This is a genomic window from Mesorhizobium sp. M6A.T.Cr.TU.016.01.1.1, from assembly GCF_003952585.1.
GTDB classification, from domain to species: domain Bacteria; phylum Pseudomonadota; class Alphaproteobacteria; order Rhizobiales; family Rhizobiaceae; genus Mesorhizobium; species Mesorhizobium mediterraneum.
Genome location: NZ_CP034452.1, coordinates 2,302,910 through 2,318,671, shown reverse-complemented (window position 1 = coordinate 2,318,671; position 15,762 = coordinate 2,302,910). Strand labels below are relative to the sequence as shown.

Here is a 15,762-nt window from a genome sequence, read left to right as displayed (position 1 = left end):
CGGTAGTACGGAACTTCTGAAACGCCGGCGGGACAGAGGGGACGCGCTACAGGCGGCAGTCCGCCCTACTCTAAATCGAACCGGGCGATCACCGGCACATGGTCCGACGGCCGTTCCCAGCCGCGCGCCAGCCGCAGGATCTCATAGCCGGCAAAGCTCGGCACCAGATTGGGCGACGACCAGACATGGTCGAGCCGCCGGCCGCGATCCGACGCTTCCCAGTCCTGCGCGCGATAGCTCCACCAGGTGTAGAGCTTCTGCTCATAAGGCACGTTGAGCCGCATCAGGTCGACCCAGTCGCCGGCGAGCCGCATCGCCTCGAAATTTTCCGTCTCGACCGGCGTATGGCTGACCACTTTCAAGAGCTGCTTGTGCGACCAGACGTCGTGCTCGAGCGGCGCGATGTTGAGGTCGCCGACCAGGATCGATCCGGAGACCTCGTCATGCTCGGCGCGGATGGCGTTCATTTCGGCGACGAAATCCAGCTTGTGCCTGAACTTGCGGTTGATCTCCGGATCGGGCTCGTCGCCGCCGGCCGGAACGTAGAAATTGTGCAGCAGGATCGCCTTGCCGCCGGCCCGCACGGTGACCGACAGATGCCGGCAATCCTCGATCTCGCAGAACCGACGCTTTTCGACGATCTCGATCGGCCGCCGGGCCACCGTCGCCACGCCGTGATAGCCCTTCTGGCCGTGGAAGGCGATGTGCTCGTAGCTGAGCTTGCGGAACGCCTTCTCGGGAAAAAGCTCGTCCGGAACTTTGGTTTCCTGCAGGCAGAGCACATCCGGTGCCTGTTCTCTAAGCAGGCGCTCGACGATCGGCATGCGCAGGCGGACGGAATTGATGTTCCAGGTGGCGATGGAAAAGGACATGCACAGGATCCGGGGGCAGCGCATGGCCGCCAGAGGCAAACGCCTTTGGCGAGTCATGCGCCCATGAGAGAGTCGGGCCAGAACCTGCCAGCCGCGAGCTTTAAAAACAAGCCGGGCCGCGCCTGGCAAGGCACGGCCCATGACTTTGCACAGCCATCGAAAAAACCGCGTCCAAGGTATGTTGAGATTCAGGTCAGGCCGAGCCGAGAATGGTGGGTTCCGACAACCGGAGCGGAGCGTACTTTTGGGTACGTGAGCACCGGAAGCACAGGAAACCGCCGTTCGCAGGCCGGCATCACCTGAATATCACCATACCTTAGCGCGACTTGGTGTTCAGTTCCCGGTTAGCCGTATAGTCGATGGCAAAAGTGTCGGGGGCGAAGCTTACGCCTTCCCTGACGTTGAAGATCATCACCGTCGTGTCCTTGCCTTGCGCGTCGGTGATCGTCCACTGGCGCAATTCGTAGGATTTCGGATCGAACATCATGGTGATCTTCGAGCTGCCGAACACGGATTTGTCGGCAAGCTGGATGGTGGTGACGTCGTTCTCTTCCTTGACGCTTTTGACGCGGCCGCCGGAGAGGTCGATCTTGGTGTCGAGGAGCAGCTTGAGCGGCGTCTTCGACAACGGGTAGAGATCGGACGTTTTCAGCCGCTTGTTGAGGATGACCACCGACCTGCCGTCGGAAATCACCCTGAAATTCGACGTCCCGTCATAGTTGAAGCGGATCTTGCCCGGCCGTTCCAGAAAGAACTTGCCGCCGGTCTGCTCGCCCTTGGGTCCGAACTGCACGAACTCGCCGGCCATCGATTTGACCGAGGAAAAATGGTCGGCGATCTTCTGCGCGGTGGCTGGCACCGCCGCTTGCGCCGACGCCAGCAACTGGACCCCGGGCACGACATTGATGGCCGCAGCACCCGCCAGGACCAGGCCGAGGCCAAGCAACTGGCGGCGGGTCGGGGCAAAATCGCTGATCGTGGCGAAAGAAGAGTTTTTCATGCCGGTCACTCTCGTCTGGTTTATCTGTTGTCGCAGTGTTTGACCCCCCAGTTGGGCTTAAGTTTGGCGGGCGAACAGCGCTTGGTCGTTGCAACGCGCCAAAAGGTTCAAAGTTGCCGCCCGTCAAGGTTGTGGCGAGCAGGTCTGCCGGTTGTTGCCGGCCTGATCAGAACTTGTCGTCCTCCGTCGGTACCAGAATCTCGCGTTTTCCGGCATGGTTGGCCGGGCCGACAATGCCTTCCTTCTCCATCTTCTCGATGATCGAGGCGGCGCGGTTGTAGCCGATGCCGAGCCTGCGCTGGATGTAGCTGGTCGAGGCCTTGCCGTCGCGCAGCACCACCGAAACCGCCTGATCGTAGGGATCGTCGGAATCCTCGAAATTGCCGCTGCTACCGCCGCCGGAGCTACCTTTGCCCGACGGCTCGTCTTCCTCGTCGTCATCCTCGGTGATGGCGTCGAGATATTCCGGCACGCCCTGCAGCTTCAGATGCGCGACGATCTTCTCGACTTCGTCATCGGAAACGAAGGGACCGTGGACGCGCTGGATGCGGCCGCCACCGGCCATGTAAAGCATGTCGCCCATGCCGAGCAGCTGTTCGGCGCCCTGCTCGCCCAGGATGGTACGGCTGTCGATCTTCGACGTCACCTGGAAGGAAATGCGGGTCGGGAAGTTGGCCTTGATCGTGCCGGTGATGACGTCGACCGACGGCCGCTGTGTCGCCATGATGACGTGGATGCCGGCGGCACGCGCCATCTGCGCCAGGCGCTGCACTGCGCCTTCGATGTCCTTGCCGGCGACCATCATCAGGTCGGCCATCTCATCGATGATGACGACGATGTAGGGCATCGGCTCGAGATCGAGGTTTTCCGTCTCATAAATGGCTTCGCCGGTCTGCCGGTCGAAACCGGTCTGCACGGTGCGCGAGATCTTCTCGCCTTTCTTCTCCGCCTGCTGCACCCGTGCATTGAAACCGTCGATGTTGCGGACGCCGACCTTCGACATCTTGCGGTAGCGGTCCTCCATCTCGCGCACGGTCCATTTCAGCGCCACCACCGCCTTCTTCGGGTCGGTGACGACAGGCGTCAAAAGATGCGGGATGCCGTCATAGACCGAGAGCTCCAGCATTTTCGGATCGATCATGATCAGTCGGCAGTCCTGAGGCGTCAGCCGGTAGAGCAGCGACAGGATCATGGTGTTGATGGCGACCGACTTGCCCGAACCGGTGGTGCCGGCGACCAGCACGTGCGGCATCTTGGCGATGTCGACGATGACCGCTTCGCCATTGATGGTCTTGCCGAGCGCCAGTGCCAGCTTGGCTTTGGTGGTCTCGAAATCGCGGCTGGCCATGATCTCCCTGAGATAGACGGTCTCGCGCTTGGCGTTCGGCAGCTCGATGCCGATGGCGTTGCGGCCGGGCACCACGGCGACGCGGCAGGCGATCGCGCTCATCGAGCGGGCGATGTCGTCGGACAGGCCGATGACCCGCGACGATTTGATGCCGGGCGCCGGCTCCAGCTCATAAAGCGTGACGACCGGACCGGGACGGACATGGATGATCTCGCCCTTGACGCCGAAATCCTCCAGCACGCCCTCGAGCAGGCGGGCATTCTGCTCCAGCGCGTCCTTGGACAGGCTGGCGTCGCGCACGACGTTCTTCGGCTCGGACAGGAAATGCAGCGACGGCATTTCGAATGTTTCGGAGCCGATCAGCGACGTCTGCGCTTCGCGCTGGACACGAGCGCCCGGAACGGGCCGGGGCGCCGGCGCCTCGACGCGTGTGGCCGCATCGGAGCGGAACGGCTGCACCTTCGCATTGGGCGCGGCGCGGCGCTGGCCCGCGGGCTCCGGCGCAAAATCCATGTCGTGGTCCTCGTCGAAGACATCGGCGTCGTCGGGATCGAGCGAGGCACTGCGGTCGTTGACCAGGGCGGCGAAGAATTCCGGCTCGACGCGGGCGCGGCCATCCGGGCTCATCCGCGCTTCGGCGAACTCGGCCGATTCGACCCTCTCGGCAGCGCGGCGCCAGGCGCTTGCACGCGGTTCCATCTCCGGTTCGAAATCGTCGCGCTCCCGGCGGCGAGCGGCGCGGCGGCGAAGGTAGGCGCGCAACGACAGCCACCAATGGGTGATCGCGCCAAGCGCCAGAATGCCCTCGTCGCCTTCATCCTCGTCATTGTCGAAAAGCAGGTCGTCCTGGTCCCTCGGATCAGGTGCGGCCTGTTGCTCGAGGACGGCGAAACCGTTCTTTCGTGCAATCAGCGCCGAGCCATAGGCAAACAGCCACAGTGCCGGCGCCGCCAGAAGCACGGCGAGCACGCTGGCGATGAGACCGGTCGGGTAGCCGCCGACGAAGAAACCGGGAATGTTGAGCACCATGTCGCCGAACACGCCGCCGAGACCGGTCGGCAGCGGCCAGGTCTTGGGCGGCACTACGCAGCCGGCCATGGCCGCGGCAAGCACCGCGTAGCCGAACCAGGCGAGCCCGCGCTTCGGCAGCCTGTCGACGCCGCGCGCCGAAAACAGCAGAAATCCCCAGACCACTGCCGGCACCAGCGCCGCGACCGCGGCAAGGCCGAAGAACTGCATGGCAAGGTCGGAGAAAACAGCGCCCACATAGCCCATGGCGTTGGTGACGATGTTATCGGTGGCGTGGGAGAAGCTTGGGTCGGCGACGTTCCAGGTGGCGAGGCTGGCGATACCGAAGGCGACCAGCGCAAACAGGCCGGCGCCGACCAGCCGGCCGACCTGCCGCCGCGCGAATGCCCCGATGCCGTGCCCCGTATCGGCCAGCGCGAGCGGTGCTGAAGCCCCTGAACGCATGCTCTTCCCCGTCTGTCATTGCCCGGCCGGACGCGTGCGCGCAGCTCGGCAGATTCGGGCACCAGACTATCGGCGGGAAGGTTAAGGCAGCATTAACTATAAGGGATTGGGGGAAGTATCTTGCGGCGGGTATCTGGCACGGCATCTGCGCGCAAAAAAGAGGCCCGGAAACGTTCCGGGCCTCAATGCGTGAGCCCTTCTGGAGCGTCACGACGGGATGGGAGGATGCGGGGCGGCCAAGGCCGCCCCGGACAAGACTTATGGGTGATAGGCCGCTTCGCCATGCGAGGTGAGGTCGAGCCCTTCACGCTCTGCATCGGCAGTCGGACGCAGGCCCACGATCATATCGACGATCTTGTAGAGGATCGCGCTGCCGATGCCCGACCACAGGACGGTTACCAGGACACCCTTGAACTGCGACCACAGCTGGGTGGCCGTGCCGGCATAGCCGGCGGCGAAGTCGGCTGTCGAATAATCGACGACGCCGGCGCCGCCAAGGGCGGGATTGACCAGGATGCCGGTGCCGAGCGCGCCGATGATGCCGCCGATGCAGTGGATGCCGAAGACATCAAGGCTATCGTCGTAGCCGAACTTGTTCTTCACGACCGAGACGAAGAAGTAGCAGACGCAGGTGGCGACGATGCCGAGCACGATGACGCCCATAGGTCCGGCAAAACCGGCAGCGGGCGTGACGGCGACAAGGCCGGTAACAGCGCCAGAAACCGCGCCGAGCATGGACGCTTTGCCGCGGAGCAGCGTTTCAAGCACGATCCAGGTCACGGCCGCCGCCGCTGTGGCGACGAAGGTGTTGACCATCGCCAGCACCGCGTAGGCGTTGGCTTCGAGGTTCGAACCGGCGTTGAAACCGAACCAGCCGACCCACAGCAGCGAAGCGCCGACCATGGTCAACGTCATCGAGTGCGGCGCCATGACGTCCTTGTTGTAGCCGATGCGCTTGCCGACCATCAGCGCGCCGACAAGGCCGGCGATGCCCGCATTGATGTGAACGACGGTGCCGCCGGCGAAGTCGATGGCGCCGAAGCTGAAGATGAGCCCTGACGGGTCGCTATAAGCGCTCGGGCCACCCCAGAACCAGACCATATGCGCGATCGGGAAGTAGACGAACGTGACCCAGAGGATGGTGAAAAGGATCACGGCGGAGAACTTGATGCGTTCGGCGAAGGCGCCGACGATCAGGGCGGGCGTGATGCAGGCGAAGCTCATCTGGAAGATGACGAACACCAGCTCAGGAATGGCGACGCCCTTGGTGAAGGTTTCCGACAGCGTCGTCACGTCGACGCCGGCGAGAAACATCTTGGAAAGGCCGCCGATGAAGGCATTGCCGGGGGTGAAGGCAAGGCTGTAGCCGTAGAAAACCCAGACGATCATGACCACGCTGGTGATGGTGAAAACCTGCATCAGCACCGACAGCATATTCTTGGCGCGAACTAGGCCGCCGTAGAAAAGGGCAAGGCCGGGAATGGTCATCAACAGCACCAGAATGGTGGAAATCATCATCCACGTCGTGTCGCCCTTGTCGACGGTAAAGGCCGGCACCGCTGGCGCTGCCGGTGCGGCCGGAGCTGCTTCCTGCGCAAATGCGGCAATCGTGCCTAAGGCTCCAAGTGTGAACGCGCCCAGCAGCGCGGTGCGCGCCGCGGACTTCAAAGTAGAAGGAATATTCATTGAACTCTCCATTGGAATACGTGTCCGCAGCTCAAAGCGCGTCGGTGTCTGTTTCGCCGGTGCGAATGCGCACCGCCTGGTCGATGCCGAAAACGAAGATCTTGCCGTCGCCGATCTGTCCGGTCTTGGCCGCCGCGGTGATGGCTTCGACGGCCTTGTCGACCATGTCCACGCCGACCGCGACTTCGATCTTGATCTTCGGCAGGAAGCTGACCGCGTATTCCGCCCCGCGATAGATTTCCGTGTGTCCCTTCTGACGCCCGTAGCCTTTGACTTCGGTGACGGTCAGGCCCTGGATGCCGACTGCGGTGAGCGCTTCGCGCACCTCGTCGAGCTTGAACGGCTTGATGATTGCCATCACGATTTTCATAAGGTTTCACCCTTTGCTGTTGCGGGTCCCCCGCGTTTGCACGACTTCGCCGATCCCCATGAGAGCCGGAGAGTGCCCGCTAGGATTCAAGCTCCGTGCCAATTGCCGAAGCAGGGTGTTAACCTGTTGTTAAATAAGGAATTGGGGAAGGTTTGTCGGCTGACTGTTCATAGTCGCGGCAGCATAGCTGATTAAAAAGTAGGCAATTTTGCAAAATTGCCTATTCGGCAGGCGACCGCTTCAGCCTGATGAGGCCTTCCTGGGCAACCGAGGCGATCAGCGTGCCGTCGCGGGCAAACAGCGACCCGCGGGTGAACCCCCGCGACCCTTGCGTCGACGGGCTGTCCTGCGTGTAGAGCATCCAGTCGTCGAGCGGATGGCTGCGGTGGAACCACATTGCGTGATCGAGGCTCGCCGCCTGGATGTCGCTGTCGAAAATGGCGCGGCCATGCGCAAAGGTCGAGGTGTCAAGCAGCGTCATATCGGAAAGATAGGCAAGCACGGCCGCCTGCGTGGCGCGATCGGCCGGAACCGGGCCGGTCGTGCGGATCCAGATGTTCTGCTTCGGCTCCAGCTTTTCCCGACTGGTGTAATGCTCCAGCATCACCGGTTTCATCTCGATCGGCCGGTCACGCTCCCAGTAGCGCCTGATGCCGTCTGGGACGGCCTCGCCGAACTTGCCGATCAATTCGCGCTGCGACAGCAATGTGTCGGGCGCCGGCACGTCCTGCGGCATCGGCACCTGATGCTCGAGCCCGACTTCGTCCTGCTGGAACGAGGCTTCCAGCGAAAAGATCGCCTGGCCGTGCTGGACCGCCACAACACGCCGCGTGGTGAAGGAGCCGCCATCGCGGATGCGGTCGACCTGGTAGATGATCGGCACCTTGGTGTCGCCGGGCCGCATGAAATAGCCATGCAGCGAATGCACGTGGCGTTCGGGCTCCACCGTTCGCTGGGCGGCGACCAGCGCCTGGGCGATGGTCTGGCCGCCGAAGATACGCTGCCAGTCGAGCTTGGGGCTGCGACCACGGTACAGGTTGTGTTCCAGCTGCTCGAGGTCGAGAATGCTGAGAAGCTCGTCCATGGCCGCCGTCATGTTTCGCGCCCTGTCGTTTTGATTTCGAACTTCGCCTCACCGCAGAAGTGTTATTGCGGTTTCCGACAGGAATGACGGGCAGTCAAGGCCGGAAAGAAATTTGGCCGGAAAGGAATTTGCCATGGTGGACCGCAAGGCGGATGCAAAAAACCGAACTTCGCTCGACATTCTGGTCGCCGGCGCCGGCTACGTCGGCCTTGCCGCCGCCGTGTCGTTGAAACAGGCGCGGCCGAGCCTCGCCGTCGCTGTCGTCGACGCCGCGCCCGCCGGCGTCTGGCAAAAGGACGGCCGCGCCTCGGCCATCGCCGCTGCCGCTTGCCGCATGCTCGACCAGCTCGGCGTCTGGGCCGAAATCGCGCCGGAGGCGCAGGCGATCACCGAAATGATCGTCACCGATTCGCGCACTTCCGATCCGGTGCGCCCGGTGTTTCTCACCTTCGATGGCGAAGTCGCACCCGGCGAAGCCTTTGCGCATATGGTCGCCAATAGGGATTTGAACGGCGCCTTGCGCCGGCGCGCTGAAAAACTCGGCATCGACATCATCGAAGGCGTCGCAGTCAGTGCCTTCGACGTCAACGGCGCCGGTATCACCGTGCATCTTGCCGACGGCGCGACGCTGAAGGCGCGGCTGCTGATCGCTGCCGACGGCGTCAACTCGAAGCTGCGCGACATGGCCGGCATCAAGACGGTGAAATGGGAGTATGGCCAGTCCGGCATCGTCTGCACCGTCGCGCATGAACGGCCGCACAATGGCCGCGCCGAGGAGCATTTTTTGCCAGCCGGCCCCTTCGCCACGCTGCCGCTCAAGCCGGACAAGGACGGGACCAACCGCTCGTCGATCGTCTGGGTCGAGCGCTCGGAAGATGCCGAAAAACTGGTCGCCGGCGACGACCTCGTCTTCGAGCATGAGCTGGAACAGCGCTTTGGCCTGAAGCTCGGCGAAATCCATGTCGCCGACAAGCCACGCGCTTGGCCGCTCGGCCTGACGCTTGCCCGCGCCTTCGTCGCGCCGCGTATTGCGCTCGCCGGCGACGCCGCCCATGGCATCCATCCAATCGCCGGCCAGGGCCTCAATCTCGGCTTCAAGGACGTGGCGGCACTGGCTGAAGTGGTGGTCGAGGCCGACCGGCTCGGCCAGGATATTGGCGCGCTCGACGTTCTCGAACGCTACCAGCAGTGGCGGCGCTTCGACACGCTGCAAATGGGCATCACCACCGATGTCCTGAACCGGCTGTTTTCCAATGACATCGGCCCGCTGCGCGCCGTCCGCGACGTCGGCCTCGGCCTCGTCGAACGCATGCCGCGGCTGAAGGATTTCTTTATCCGCCAGGCGTCCGGACTGTCCGGCGACACACCGAAACTGCTCAAGGGCGAGGCGATCTAGCGCCCGGAAGGGGCGGCAAACCATATTGAGCATCAGACAATTTCGTTCAGTTGACCTCGAAGCCCAGCTTCTGGCGCAGCCGCAGCATCCGCTGGTCGGATATCTGCAGGGGCTGCTCACCAGCCTGCGCTGCGCGGTTCACCATCTGCAGCAAATCGTTTCGCTCGGTCACATCCAGACGCTCGCGCAAAAACGGCGCCAGCTTGTCGATGACGATCGTGGCATCGTCGATCTGTGACGCCGCCCATTTGGCATAGACCACGGCCTCATCGGTCTTCTTCTCGTCCGCAATCTCCGAAATCACCGATCGAATGGCAGCTTCGCGCTGCGGCAGGATAGGGCCGTTCTCGGAGACGATGGCAGTGATCAGCGTCGCGGCGGCCACCACCGGATCGTCGATCGCCGTCAGCGGTGAGAGCGCCGCCTGGTTACGCAGTCTCTTGCGCCGAATGTTCCCTTGCACACGCCCGACGACGTCCGCGACCTCGCGCGCCGCATCGTTCATAGCCTTCATCCGGTACCACCAGAATGCCGCCGCGCCCAACACGCCAAGGATAGCAATCAAGAACGGCATGCCGACATCCCCCCAACCGCAGCGACGATAGGAGAAGTGTTGTCCCGCTTCAACACGCAAAAGTTGCGCCCGCAGAAGAATCCGGGTCAGGGCGGCACCGCCGGGAGCAGATGGTTGTCTAGGACCCCGGCACCTCGTAGATCGCCCTGACCTCGATCGTGCCGATTTCCGCCAGCGGAATGCCACCGGCGATCTCCAGCGCATCGTCGATATCCCCGGCCTCGATCATGACGAAGCCGAGCAATTGCTCCTTGGTCTCGGCGAAAGGGCCGTCTGTGATCAGGCGCTTGCCCTTGCGCCGGCGCACGGTCTTCGAGGTCTTCACCGATTGCAGCGCCTGCGCGATGATCAGCTTGCCTTGCTGGTCCAATGACCTGTCATAGGCCAGCGAATCGGCGTCGAGCTTTGCCGATCCCTCCGGCGTGAGCGCGTAGAGGTCTTTTTCCTCACCGTAGACCAGCAGGACATATTTCATTTCCAGCTCCCTTGTTGTGACGAACCATAGGATGCGGCCACGGCGTCAGCGGCGCCTTTGCGTGCCGCCATGTGATCGAGAACGCTTGCCGCGACCCCGATGATGGCAACCGCCGCCAGAAGCCGGCCGAAACCGGAAGGCGGCGGATGCAGCCCGTAATCTTCCCGTCGTTCGAGCTTGCGGCCCGAGCCCTTCCACAGTGCAAAAAACAAGCCATCCATGTGAACCTCCATCCGGCCGCGAAATCCGTGACCGCCCGCAGGACGGTTGAGGCCGATGGAAGTCGACATTCTTGCGCGCGCATTTTTTCAAGAAAAATTCAGCCTCGCCGCCGCCAATTTTGCGCGACGGCGCAAAGAGCGCGGTGGTCTTCGCCCGCGCCCGCGCTATAGTCTTGAAGAACGCCGGCGCCGGGCCGGCGCAATCCGGACAATCAAGGAGAATTTCATGGACCGCACCGCAAACGCCGTCTGGAAAGGCAATCTGAAGGAGGGCAAGGGCACGCTCGACACCCAGAGCGGGACCCTGAAGGGCACGCCCTATTCGTTCAAGGCACGCTTCGAGGACGAGAGCGGCAAGTCCGGCACCAATCCGGAGGAGCTGATCGCGGCGGCGCATGCCGGCTGCTTCGCGATGCAGTTCTCTCACTTCCTGGCCGAGAACGGCACCCCCGCCGACGAACTCGACGCCAAGGCGGTGGTGACGCTGATTCCTGGCACGGGGATCACAGGCAGCGCTCTCACGGTGGTCGGCAAGGTGCCGGGCATCGATGCGGCGAAATTCCAAGAGCTGGCCGAACAGGCCAAGGCCGGGTGTCCGGTTTCGAAGGCGCTCGGCGCCATAAACGTGTCGCTCGACGCCAAGCTCGGCTGAGCGGCCGCTTCCCACATGTGACCGTCTCCTCCAGCTTGGGTTGGAGACCATCAATTGTTGACGTCGGCTCCGCCCCTCATTGCCCTACCGGGCATTCCTCCCGTTTAGTGACGGGGAGAAAGAGGCGGGCCGCAGCCGCGGCGCCCTTCTTGCAACGCTGACTATGTGGCGAAACCGTCGATCAGAGCGTCCCTCTCCCCGTCACTATACGGGGAGAGGTCGCCGGCAGGCGGGTGAGGGGCAGCGCCAACGCCTCGAAGGTAAGCGTGAGGGCAAATTCAATCTGGAAACACAATTGAGCCTACTGCGCTACTGTCCTTCGCCAGTCAGCGCGTCAATGCGTGCGCGCAGCGTCGCGATCTCCTCCTCGAGAGCTTGCACTCGCGCCTCGAGATCGGAGGCTGATGAGGTGGCTGATTGCGCCGGACGTGAGGCGACGGCTGCAATCTGCGGCACTCCGCTTAAGAGATGCACATAGCGGTCCTCACGCTGGCCGGGTCCACGATCGATCTGCTGAACGAGCGGCGGCTTGCGACCGATCAACAGGTCGAGATTGCTGCGAAGCTCGTCGACGGAGGGTAACCGCACCATGCGCTCAGCTCGCGCCAGCAATTCATGAGCGGTCTGCGGACCGCGCAGCAACAGCAGGCCAAGCAGCGCGATCTGCGCCGAGGTCAGCGAAAAGCGCTGCGCGACGATATGTTCGTGGCGCTCGACGCGCGAGGCAAAGACCTGCCTGACCAGGCCCTTGTGCTCCAGCTGGCCAAGCGCTCGTCTTACTTCGCCAAGCTCGACCGACATCACCGGCTCGCGCGCCGTCTTCTGGTTGGCAGCGGCAAGTGCTGCATTGAGCGTCAGCGGGTAGATATCAGGTGTCAGCTCCTTCTTTTCGATCAGACAACCGAGCACGCGCGCTTCGACGGGAGAAAGGATGGGAAGGTCAGAATCAGTCATAGATCGGCTATCCTTTTGAAGCTGGCGGGACAGCGCCCCCCTCTGTCCTGCCGGACATCTCCCCACTTGGGGGGAGATTGACAGCTTCAGCGCTCTGCTCACTTCTGCAACGCTGATGATTGGCGAAAGTCGGCGTGACGGCCGATCTCCCCCCTCGTGGGGGAGATGTCCGGCAGGACAGAGGGGGGCGCGAAGGATCGCTACAGACGACACGATCTCGACGGCACCCATCCGCAGCTACACCCTTCTCTCCACCATCATCTTCTTGATCTCGGCGATCGCCTTGGCCGGGTTGAGCCCCTTGGGGCAGGTCTGGGCGCAGTTCATGATAGTGTGGCAGCGATAGAGCCGGAACGGGTCTTCGAGATTGTCGAGCCGTTCGCCCGTGGCCTCGTCCCGGGAATCGATCAGCCAGCGATAGGCCTGAAGCAGTGTTGCCGGCCCGAGATAGCGGTCGCCGTTCCACCAGTAGCTCGGACAGGAGGTCGAGCAGCAGGCGCAAAGGATGCACTCGTAGAGCCCGTCGAGCTTTTCGCGGTCCTCATGGCTCTGCAGCCATTCCTTGGCCGGCTCGGGCGACACCGTCTTGAGCCACGGTTCGATCGAAGCGTGCTGGGCGTAGAAATTGGTAAGGTCCGGCACCAGATCCTTGACCACCTGCATATGCGGCAGCGGATAGACCTTGATCGCGCCGGAAATGTCGTCGCAGCCCTTGGTGCAGGCGAGCGTGTTGGAGCCGTCGATGTTCATGGCGCAGGAGCCGCAAATGCCTTCGCGGCAGGAGCGGCGCAAGGTCAGCGTCGGGTCGATCTTGTTCTTGATCCAGAGCAGCGCGTCGAGCACCATCGGACCGCAATCGTCCATATCGACGAAATAGGTGTCCATGCGCGGGTTTTCGTCATCGTCCGGCGACCAGCGGTAGATACGATATTCGCGCAGATTGGTCGCGCCCTCCGGCTTCGGCCAGGTTTTTCCGGCCTTGATCTTCGAGTTCTTGGGAAGCGTCAGTTCGACCATTTAGTTCGCTGCCTTTCTCAGACCCTTCCAAGGGTCACCATGAGCGTCGCGGTTGGCCTTAGCTATAGCCGACATCTGTTGCGCAAACCTTGAACTGCTTTCCGGCTTGCACAACATCATCTGCTTATCACCTTTATATGGCTGAAATAACAAATTCAAATCTGGGACAAATGAAATATCAGAGGCGGCAACCAGGAAAGTATACCCGCCAGCTGAAAATCGATGAATCTCAGCTTCTCCTATATCCCACCTTCCTATAATACTTACTATCCCACGCCAATCGGGATTGCTTTCTTTGACGATGCCTAAAGGATATGCTTTTTCCGTCCCATCTATCTGGCCGGTCAAAATTCTTTTGTAAGCCTCCGCATGATCGCCAAGATCAATCCCGGACATTTCTTCTCGGGCGCTCACGTGAGCGCGCCACAATACCGAAATTGCAAAATCTCTAAGCTTTCGCCTGTCGGCCGTGTCCGAGTATACCGATACAGGGAACGCCTTCTCTACCAGAAGGATTCCATAATCATCACGACAAACAAATAATTTTTTGAAGTTCCCGATTAAATAGCGGTAAGCGTAATCATCCCAGACGCCGAACTTATTCTCACATTCATCACACAGTATACGGTCGTCCCATATACCTGTTCTTGATCTCTTTGCCCTAACAACCCTATCAAGGGGCATAGACATGTGGGGCATCTCATTATCCAAAAAATAAAACGATCTTGGGACGATATGAGACTTCACTAGCTTCGATTCGGCACCACAGAATTTGCAAATCGTGGCGGTCATTGCGCCCTCAATACACCCTGGCCTTGGGCGCGATCTTGGCCAGGTTGATGCCGCCGTCTGCTTCCCTAAGCAGCGGCTCGGTGTGCACCGGCCGGTAGCCCAGCGTCACCTTGCCGTCTTCGCCGAGCCGGGCCAGCGTGTGCTTGCGCCAGACCAAATCATCACGACCCGAAAAATCTTCCCGCGCATGTGCGCCACGGCTCTCCTTGCGCGCTTCGGCGCCGTAGACAGTGGTGATGGCGTTGGCCATCAGGTTTTCCAGCTCCAGCGTTTCGACCAGGTCGGAGTTCCAGATCATCGAGCGGTCGAACACTTTTACGTCCTTGAGCTCGCCCCAGATCTGCGAAATGCGCTTGCAGCCGCTTTCCAGCGATTCCTGCGTGCGGAACACCGCCGCATCGTCCTGCATCGCCTTCTGCATCTTTTCGCGCAAGACCGCCGTCGGCGTCGAGCCGTTGGCATGACGCAGCCGGTCGAAGCGATCCATGATCTTTTCGACCGAGGCTTCGTTGGGCGACGGGATCGCCGCATTGCGGTCGATAACCTGGCCGGCCCGGATCGCCGCCGCGCGGCCGAACACCACCAGATCGATCAGCGAGTTCGAGCCCAGCCGGTTGGCGCCATGGACGGAGGCGCAGCCGGCCTCGCCGACCGCCATCAGCCCGGGCGACACCTGGTCCGGGTTCAAGGCAGTGGGGTTGAGCACCTCGCCCCAGTAATTGGTCGGCACGCCGCCCATATTGTAGTGCACCGTCGGCAGCACCGGGATCGGCTCCTTGGTCAGGTCGACGCCGGCAAAGATTTTTGCCGATTCCGAAATACCCGGAAGTCTCTCATGCAAAACGGCCGGATCAAGGTGGTCGAGATGGAGAAAAATATGGTCCTTCTTCGGTCCAACGCCGCGGCCTTCGCGGATCTCCAGCGTCATGCAGCGCGAGACGACGTCGCGCGAGGCAAGGTCCTTGGCCGATGGCGCATAGCGCTCCATGAAGCGCTCGCCCTCGGAGTTGACGAGATAGCCGCCCTCACCGCGCGCGCCTTCGGTGATCAGGCAGCCGGCGCCGTAGATGCCGGTCGGATGGAACTGCACGAACTCCATGTCCTGCAGCGCCAGCCCGGCCCGCGCTGCCATGCCGCCGCCGTCGCCGGTGCAGGTATGCGCCGAGGTCGCCGAGAAATAGGCGCGGCCATAGCCGCCGGTCGCCAGCACCACCATTTTTGCCGAAAACCGATGGATGGTGCCGTCGTCGAGGTTCCAGGCAACGACGCCGGTGCAGGTGCCGTCCGGCTCCATGATCAGGTCGAGCGCGAAATACTCGATGAAGAACTGCGCGTTGTGCTTCAGCGACTGGCCGTAGAGCGTGTGCAGCATGGCGTGGCCGGTGCGGTCGGCGGCGGCACAGGTGCGCTGCACCGGCGGCCCCTCGCCGAAATTCATCATCATGCCGCCAAACGGCCGCTGGTAGATTTTCCCGTCCTCCGTGCGGCTGAAGGGGACGCCGTAATGCTCAAGCTCGTAGACCGCCGCCGGCGCCTCGCGCACCATGTATTCCTGTGCGTCGGTGTCACCGAGCCAATCCGAGCCCTTGACCGTGTCGAAGAGATGCCACTGCCAGTTGTCGGGGCCCATATTGGCGAGCGAGGCGGCGATGCCGCCCTGCGCTGCCACCGTATGCGATCGCGTCGGGAACACCTTGGTGATGCAGGCGGTGCGCAGGCCCTGTTCGGCCATGCCGAGCGTGGCGCGCAGGCCGGCGCCGCCGGCGCCGACGACCACCACGTCGAACTTGTGGTCGACATAGGTATAGGCGGACGCCGTGTTGGCGTTTTTCGCGTCCTTGGCCAAAA

The 15,762-nt window shown here is 62.3% G+C and carries 15 protein-coding genes; 2 read left to right on the top strand and 13 right to left on the bottom strand.

Going from position 1 to position 15,762, the window contains the following annotated elements:
* Nucleotides 1–65: 65 nt before the first annotated feature.
* From EJ075_RS10985 to tesB, 6 genes are all read right to left on the bottom strand, one after another.
* A complete protein-coding gene (locus tag EJ075_RS10985; RefSeq protein ID WP_126104363.1) occupies nucleotides 66–872 on the bottom strand; it encodes an exodeoxyribonuclease III in 807 nt (268 codons plus the stop codon).
* 316 nt (nucleotides 873–1,188) lie between these two features.
* Complete coding sequence (locus EJ075_RS10980; protein WP_126104362.1) at nucleotides 1,189–1,872, bottom strand: outer membrane lipoprotein carrier protein LolA; 684 nt, start codon at nucleotides 1,870–1,872, stop codon at nucleotides 1,189–1,191.
* A gap of 166 nt (nucleotides 1,873–2,038) precedes the next feature.
* Nucleotides 2,039–4,693, bottom strand: a complete 2,655-nt coding sequence (locus EJ075_RS10975; RefSeq protein ID WP_126104361.1) for a DNA translocase FtsK — start codon at nucleotides 4,691–4,693, stop codon at nucleotides 2,039–2,041.
* 258 nt (nucleotides 4,694–4,951) lie between these two features.
* Complete coding sequence (locus EJ075_RS10970) at nucleotides 4,952–6,379, bottom strand: ammonium transporter (protein ID WP_095484921.1); 1,428 nt, start codon at nucleotides 6,377–6,379, stop codon at nucleotides 4,952–4,954.
* A gap of 31 nt (nucleotides 6,380–6,410) precedes the next feature.
* Entirely contained in the window at nucleotides 6,411–6,749 is a 339-nt protein-coding gene (locus EJ075_RS10965) for a P-II family nitrogen regulator (protein ID WP_073985197.1), read from the bottom strand.
* Nucleotides 6,750–6,969: 220 nt separating this feature from the next.
* Complete coding sequence (gene tesB / locus EJ075_RS10960; protein WP_095485120.1) at nucleotides 6,970–7,845, bottom strand: acyl-CoA thioesterase II; 876 nt, start codon at nucleotides 7,843–7,845, stop codon at nucleotides 6,970–6,972.
* A gap of 121 nt (nucleotides 7,846–7,966) precedes the next feature.
* On the opposite strand from tesB, the gene EJ075_RS10955 reads away from it, so the two are divergent.
* Nucleotides 7,967–9,229 (top strand): ubiquinone biosynthesis hydroxylase, encoded by a 1,263-nt coding sequence (locus EJ075_RS10955; protein ID WP_095484920.1) that lies wholly within the window; start codon nucleotides 7,967–7,969, stop codon nucleotides 9,227–9,229.
* Nucleotides 9,230–9,275: 46 nt separating this feature from the next.
* Here the strand turns inward: EJ075_RS10955 and EJ075_RS10950 are convergent, their stop codons facing one another.
* The 3 genes from EJ075_RS10950 to EJ075_RS10940 form a co-directional block, all read right to left on the bottom strand.
* Nucleotides 9,276–9,803, bottom strand: coding sequence for a hypothetical protein (locus EJ075_RS10950; protein WP_126104360.1), 528 nt, complete (start codon nucleotides 9,801–9,803; stop codon nucleotides 9,276–9,278).
* Nucleotides 9,804–9,921: 118 nt separating this feature from the next.
* Nucleotides 9,922–10,278, bottom strand: coding sequence for a YciI family protein (locus tag EJ075_RS10945; protein WP_126104359.1), 357 nt, complete (start codon nucleotides 10,276–10,278; stop codon nucleotides 9,922–9,924).
* On the bottom strand, nucleotides 10,275–10,499 hold the full coding sequence (locus EJ075_RS10940; RefSeq protein ID WP_126104358.1) for a hypothetical protein: 225 nt from the start codon (nucleotides 10,497–10,499) through the stop codon (nucleotides 10,275–10,277). Before EJ075_RS10940 ends, EJ075_RS10945 begins: the two co-directional genes overlap by 4 nt.
* Nucleotides 10,500–10,725: 226 nt before the next feature.
* Between EJ075_RS10940 and EJ075_RS10935 the strand changes: the two genes are divergently transcribed.
* A complete protein-coding gene (locus tag EJ075_RS10935) occupies nucleotides 10,726–11,151 on the top strand; it encodes an OsmC family protein (RefSeq protein WP_126104357.1) in 426 nt (141 codons plus the stop codon).
* A gap of 309 nt (nucleotides 11,152–11,460) precedes the next feature.
* Here EJ075_RS10935 and EJ075_RS10930 read toward each other — a convergent pair whose 3' ends face one another.
* From EJ075_RS10930 to sdhA, 4 genes are all read right to left on the bottom strand, one after another.
* Nucleotides 11,461–12,105, bottom strand: coding sequence for a DUF480 domain-containing protein (locus EJ075_RS10930; RefSeq protein WP_126107305.1), 645 nt, complete (start codon nucleotides 12,103–12,105; stop codon nucleotides 11,461–11,463).
* A 237-nt stretch (nucleotides 12,106–12,342) separates the two neighbouring features.
* The gene (locus EJ075_RS10925) at nucleotides 12,343–13,122 is read right to left on the bottom strand and encodes a succinate dehydrogenase iron-sulfur subunit (RefSeq protein ID WP_126104356.1); all 780 of its coding nucleotides are present in this window, start codon (nucleotides 13,120–13,122) and stop codon (nucleotides 12,343–12,345) included.
* Nucleotides 13,123–13,914 carry a hypothetical protein gene (locus EJ075_RS10920; RefSeq protein ID WP_126104355.1) on the bottom strand — a complete coding sequence of 264 codons (792 nt, stop codon included), beginning with the start codon at nucleotides 13,912–13,914 and terminating at the stop codon, nucleotides 13,123–13,125.
* 7 nt (nucleotides 13,915–13,921) lie between these two features.
* Nucleotides 13,922–15,760 (bottom strand): succinate dehydrogenase flavoprotein subunit, encoded by a 1,839-nt coding sequence (gene sdhA, locus EJ075_RS10915; protein WP_126104354.1) that lies wholly within the window; start codon nucleotides 15,758–15,760, stop codon nucleotides 13,922–13,924.
* Between the last annotated feature and the right edge of the window lie 2 nt (nucleotides 15,761–15,762).

Coding starts and splice junctions, on each gene's coding strand:
- EJ075_RS10980 (WP_126104362.1), bottom strand. CDS start 1,872: ATGAAAAACTCTTCTTTCGCCACGATCAGCGATTTTGCCCCGACCCGC.
- tesB (WP_095485120.1), bottom strand. CDS start 7,845: ATGACGGCGGCCATGGACGAGCTTCTCAGCATTCTCGACCTCGAGCAG.
- EJ075_RS10955 (WP_095484920.1), top strand. CDS start 7,967: ATGGTGGACCGCAAGGCGGATGCAAAAAACCGAACTTCGCTCGACATT.
- EJ075_RS10935 (WP_126104357.1), top strand. CDS start 10,726: ATGGACCGCACCGCAAACGCCGTCTGGAAAGGCAATCTGAAGGAGGGC.
- EJ075_RS10975 (WP_126104361.1), bottom strand. CDS start 4,693: ATGCGTTCAGGGGCTTCAGCACCGCTCGCGCTGGCCGATACGGGGCAC.
- EJ075_RS10985 (WP_126104363.1), bottom strand. CDS start 872: ATGTCCTTTTCCATCGCCACCTGGAACATCAATTCCGTCCGCCTGCGC.
- EJ075_RS10930 (WP_126107305.1), bottom strand. CDS start 12,105: ATGACTGATTCTGACCTTCCCATCCTTTCTCCCGTCGAAGCGCGCGTG.
- EJ075_RS10965 (WP_073985197.1), bottom strand. CDS start 6,749: ATGAAAATCGTGATGGCAATCATCAAGCCGTTCAAGCTCGACGAGGTG.
- EJ075_RS10920 (WP_126104355.1), bottom strand. CDS start 13,914: ATGACCGCCACGATTTGCAAATTCTGTGGTGCCGAATCGAAGCTAGTG.
- EJ075_RS10925 (WP_126104356.1), bottom strand. CDS start 13,122: ATGGTCGAACTGACGCTTCCCAAGAACTCGAAGATCAAGGCCGGAAAA.
- EJ075_RS10945 (WP_126104359.1), bottom strand. CDS start 10,278: ATGAAATATGTCCTGCTGGTCTACGGTGAGGAAAAAGACCTCTACGCG.
- EJ075_RS10970 (WP_095484921.1), bottom strand. CDS start 6,379: ATGAATATTCCTTCTACTTTGAAGTCCGCGGCGCGCACCGCGCTGCTG.
- EJ075_RS10950 (WP_126104360.1), bottom strand. CDS start 9,803: ATGCCGTTCTTGATTGCTATCCTTGGCGTGTTGGGCGCGGCGGCATTC.
- EJ075_RS10940 (WP_126104358.1), bottom strand. CDS start 10,499: ATGGATGGCTTGTTTTTTGCACTGTGGAAGGGCTCGGGCCGCAAGCTC.